A 3,685-nucleotide genomic window follows, 5' to 3' on the forward strand; every position below is an offset into this window, starting at 1 on the left:
GACGGCCTCACGCCCGACCTCGAGGAGGCGGCCGCCGAGGAGGTCATCACTGCGGACGAACGCGACGAAGTCGCCCGCGGGCTGGCCGCGAGCGCGGCACTGCAGGTAAAACAGGCGATCAACAACAACGTGCGGCCGACCGGCAAGTAGTCGGTCCCGTCATCGAGGGTCCGCGCTCGATCGGCTCGTCCCATCGGGACGGAGCACACCCCGCTTTTCGACGCGTCGGCTCGGTCAATAGCGCAGCTGCTCAGCTGGTGGCGTCGGCGCTCGAGATCGATCTCACGGGAAGAAGTCACCTCAATTATCGGATCGAGACAGCGAGCGTGCTTTACTGAGTGCTCGTCGGGGACTGCGCGGCGGTATCCGGCTGGATCTCCTCGAGTTCCTCCTGTTTCTCCGCCGCCTCCTCGGCGTCGGCGGCCTCCTCGGCCTCTCGCTCTGCCTTCTCTTCGGCTTCCTTCTTCTCCTTGATCTTCTTCAGACGGAACGTCTCCTCGCGCTCTTGCTCCTCGAGTTTCTGCTCGATGTACTCCTGATTGTCGTACAGTTCCGGCAGGAGCTTGAACTCGAGGGCGTTGACGCGGCGCTTGGTGGTCTCGATCTCCCGGAGCATCTTCTTCATCGCCGTCTCGACCTCGGCGGCGAGGATGATGCTCTCCAGCAGGTCCTCGTAGGCTTCGGCGGCCTCGTCGATGCGGGCGGAGGTGCCCATGATCCCGTACCCGCGCTGATCGAGGCTCTTGGTGACCTTTGAGGACTCGATCTGCGGGACGACGACACCCATGATGTTCTTGGATTCGGTGGTGATCTCGGGGTGTTCCTGCAGCGCCGCCGCGGCACCGCGGACCGCCACGTCGCCTTCCATCGCCCGGGCCATGTTGATCTTCTTCTGGGCGGCCTCGTAGTCGTCGGCGAGGTCGCCGCGGACGTCCTGGGCCTTGTCCAGAATGTCCATGAACTCCATGATCAGCCCGTCGCGTTTCTTCTCGAGCGTGCCGTGTCCCCGCTCGGACAGCTCGATGCGATCCTCGATCGCCATCAAGTTCTTGCGGGTGGGCTTGACGTCGTTGGCCATCTTGTGGGGGGCTAGCGCCCCCAGTCGGATAACTGTTTACAGTTTCCGCGCACCGTTCGCGCTCGAGGCGCTGGAAATCGACGACAGCGGTCCCGTTCGGGTGTCGGTTTCTATCCGAGGAAGAGATCGACCATGTCGCCCGAGGATTGGCCTTTGTAGAGTTCCGAGTAGCCGCAGTTCGTACAGCTAACGACCATGAAGCTCCTGTTCTGGATATCGAACAGTTTCGAGAGTCCGCTCCCAGTCGTCGAAATTTCGTCAATCTCCGTCTCCGTGTGATCGCACTTCGGACAGCCGTGGTCGTCGTCTTTCATAGTCGGGCTTTCCTGTCATTGCACAAAACATTTGTGCTCGGATCCTCGAGTACCGGACGAGCTATGTCCGCCGCTTTCGCGATCGTTCTACTGATCTCCCTCGCGATCCCGCTCGTACTCTGGCTGGCGATCAGTCGGGAAACGTCGAACCCGACCGTGGTCGATCGTGCGGAAGCGGAACGGATCGCAAAAGAGCACGGCGGCCGAAATCCGTCGCGCTCGGCCGATCGGTCGGATCGCTCTTCGAGGGCCAATCGACGCGATGGACTCGACCGAGACGGCCTGCAGTCGTCGACCGTGGCTGCTCACGACGCCGAAGACGAGCGGGACGACCGTCGAGAGTTTTGAGGCGACGGATGGAAACGAGGCGTTTGACTCACCCCTGCCCGACCATTCGCTTCTCATCTTCCCACTCCTCCTGGCGGAGCTCGTACTTCTGGACCTTGCCGGTCGCGGTCGTCGGCAGTTCCGCGACGAACTCGACCCTGTGGACCACTTTGTAGCCCGCGAGATTCTCGCGAGTAAACGCCTCGAGATCCCCCGCCGTCACGCCCGGATCGTCCGGGTCGCCGCTCGCGGGGACGACGAACGCCTTCGGCGTCTCGCCCCACTCGTCGCTGGGTGCCGGAATCACCGCCACGTCCGACACCTCGGGGTGGTCGAACAGCGCGTCCTCGAGTTCGATGCTCGAGATGTTCTCCCCGCCGGAGATGATGATGTCCTTCTTGCGGTCCTGAATCGCGATCATCCCGTTCTCGTCGATCGTCGCGAGGTCGCCGGTGTGATAGTAGCCCTCGACGCGGTCGGTAAAGGCCTCTTCGGTCGCCTCGGGCTTCTCCCAGTACTTCTCCATGATCTGGTTGCCCCGGACGACGACCTCGCCGAGCGTCTCGTCATCGCGCGGGACGTCGTTTCCGTCCTCGTCGACGACGCGGATTTCGGTCCCGAGGTAGGCCAGTCCCTGCCGCTTCTTGATCCGGAACCGATCGTCGCTGTCGTCGTCGAAGCGCCGGCGCGCGTCGGAGGTGGTGATCAGCGGTCCCGTCTCGGTCGCCCCGTAGACGTGTTTCAGGTACCAGCCGAACTCGTCCTCGACGGTCCGGATGGTCGCCTCCGGCGGCGCGCTGCCGGCGGTCGCCAGTCTGACTTCCCTCTCGCCCGTCGTTTCGGGTTCGTGGTCCTCGTAGTAGTCGACCAGCATGTTCAGCACCGTCGGCGCGCCGCACATGTAGGAGACGTCCTCCGATCGGACGGTCTCGAAGATCTCTCCGGCGTCGATCCCGCGCGTGCAGACGTGGGTCGCGCCGATTCCCGTCACCGCGAAGATGTGGCCCCAGCCGTTCGCGTGGAACATCGGCAACGTCCACAGGTAGGTGTCGTCGTCGGTGATCTCCTGGTGGGCCACCAGCAAGTAGGCGTGAATCGTCTCGCAGCGGTGGGTTCGGCAGACCCCCTTCGGATCGCCCGTCGTCCCCGAGGTGTAGTTGATCGTGATGATCTCGTCCTCGGCCATCTCGGGACGGTCGTACTCGGTGCCCGCCTCCTCGAGCACGCCGTCGAAACTCTCCCAGTCACCGTCCACTTCGGTGGGATCGTTCGTGATAAAGGTCTCCGTCGGCACCTCGTCGCGAACTGCCTCGATGCGCTCGGCGAAGTCGTAGTCGGCGTAGATCGCGTCCACGCCCGCGTCCGAGAGGATGTACTCGAAGTCGTCGGGCGTGAGCCGGTAGTTCAGCGGGGTGTGAACGCCGCCAATCTGCATGATGCCGTAGGCCGCCTCGAGGTGGTAGTGGGTGTTCGGATCCAGCACGGCGACGCGATCACCCTTCTCGATCCCGCGCTCCTGTAGCGCCGCGGAGAACCGATCGGCGCGTTCGCCGAGTTGGTCGTACGTGAACCGTTCCCCTGTGGTGGCGACCACCGCCTCGTCGTCGCCGTAGTGCGTCCGCGCCCGGTCGAGGAACTCCGGGACGAGCAGTGGTTTGTGCATACATACCACGGTTCACTGGCGGAGCATACGGTTGTTTCGATTCATCGCACATAGTGACAGTTTATTGTCCTTCGTTCCGTACCCTGGCCCGTGTTTCCGACGGCCGCCCGCGATATCTCGCTCCCCGACGATCTCGACTCCCCCGACACCGGCTTCCGGATAGGGATCGGCGTCTACCTCGCCGCGGTCCTGACCGGTGCGGCGCTCGTCGCCGGCGTCGCCCTGAATGCCTCGAGCGGCGTCCTCGTTGCCACCGTCCCGACGACCGTCTCGGTCGGACTCGTGGTCGGCAGCGCCCTCGCG

5 protein-coding genes and 1 pseudogene are annotated in these 3,685 nt (G+C 63.9%); 3 read left to right on the forward strand and 3 right to left on the reverse strand.

The genetic code is table 11. The features are described 5' to 3' along the window. Nucleotides 1-150: DUF5811 family protein (locus tag PGX04_RS12185; protein WP_273738765.1), on the forward strand; the 150-nt coding region annotated here is incomplete at its 5' end. 181 nt (nt 151-331) lie between these two features. Here the strand turns inward: PGX04_RS12185 and PGX04_RS12190 are convergent. Then, on the reverse strand, nt 332-1,078 hold the full coding sequence (locus PGX04_RS12190) for a V-type ATP synthase subunit D (RefSeq protein WP_273738761.1): 747 nt from the start codon (nt 1,076-1,078) through the stop codon (nt 332-334). Nucleotides 1,079-1,188: 110 nt separating this feature from the next. Continuing rightward, nucleotides 1,189-1,392, reverse strand: a complete 204-nt coding sequence (locus tag PGX04_RS12195; protein WP_273738762.1) for a zinc ribbon domain-containing protein — start codon at nt 1,390-1,392, stop codon at nt 1,189-1,191. Nucleotides 1,393-1,455: 63 nt separating this feature from the next. Here PGX04_RS12195 and PGX04_RS12200 point away from each other — a divergent pair, with 63 nt between their 5' ends. Continuing rightward, on the forward strand, nt 1,456-1,740 hold the full coding sequence (locus PGX04_RS12200; protein WP_273738763.1) for a DUF8143 family protein: 285 nt from the start codon (nt 1,456-1,458) through the stop codon (nt 1,738-1,740). Between the two features lie 28 nt (nt 1,741-1,768). Here PGX04_RS12200 and PGX04_RS12205 read toward each other — a convergent pair whose 3' ends face one another. After that, nucleotides 1,769-3,382, reverse strand: coding sequence for a long-chain-fatty-acid--CoA ligase (locus tag PGX04_RS12205; RefSeq protein WP_273738764.1), 1,614 nt, complete (start codon nt 3,380-3,382; stop codon nt 1,769-1,771). Nucleotides 3,383-3,472: 90 nt separating this feature from the next. Here PGX04_RS12205 and PGX04_RS12210 point away from each other — a divergent pair. Next, a pseudogene (locus PGX04_RS12210) lies at nt 3,473-3,685 on the forward strand (hypothetical protein); the annotation flags it as partial.

This window comes from Natrinema soli (assembly GCF_028618695.1).

Bases quoted from the DNA above. Each gene is read 5' to 3' on its own strand.
- PGX04_RS12200 (WP_273738763.1), top strand. From the start codon at position 1,456: ATGTCCGCCGCTTTCGCGATCGTTCTACTGATCTCCCTCGCGATCCCG.
- PGX04_RS12190 (WP_273738761.1), bottom strand. From the start codon at position 1,078: ATGGCCAACGACGTCAAGCCCACCCGCAAGAACTTGATGGCGATCGAG.
- PGX04_RS12205 (WP_273738764.1), bottom strand. From the start codon at position 3,382: ATGCACAAACCACTGCTCGTCCCGGAGTTCCTCGACCGGGCGCGGACG.
- PGX04_RS12195 (WP_273738762.1), bottom strand. From the start codon at position 1,392: ATGAAAGACGACGACCACGGCTGTCCGAAGTGCGATCACACGGAGACG.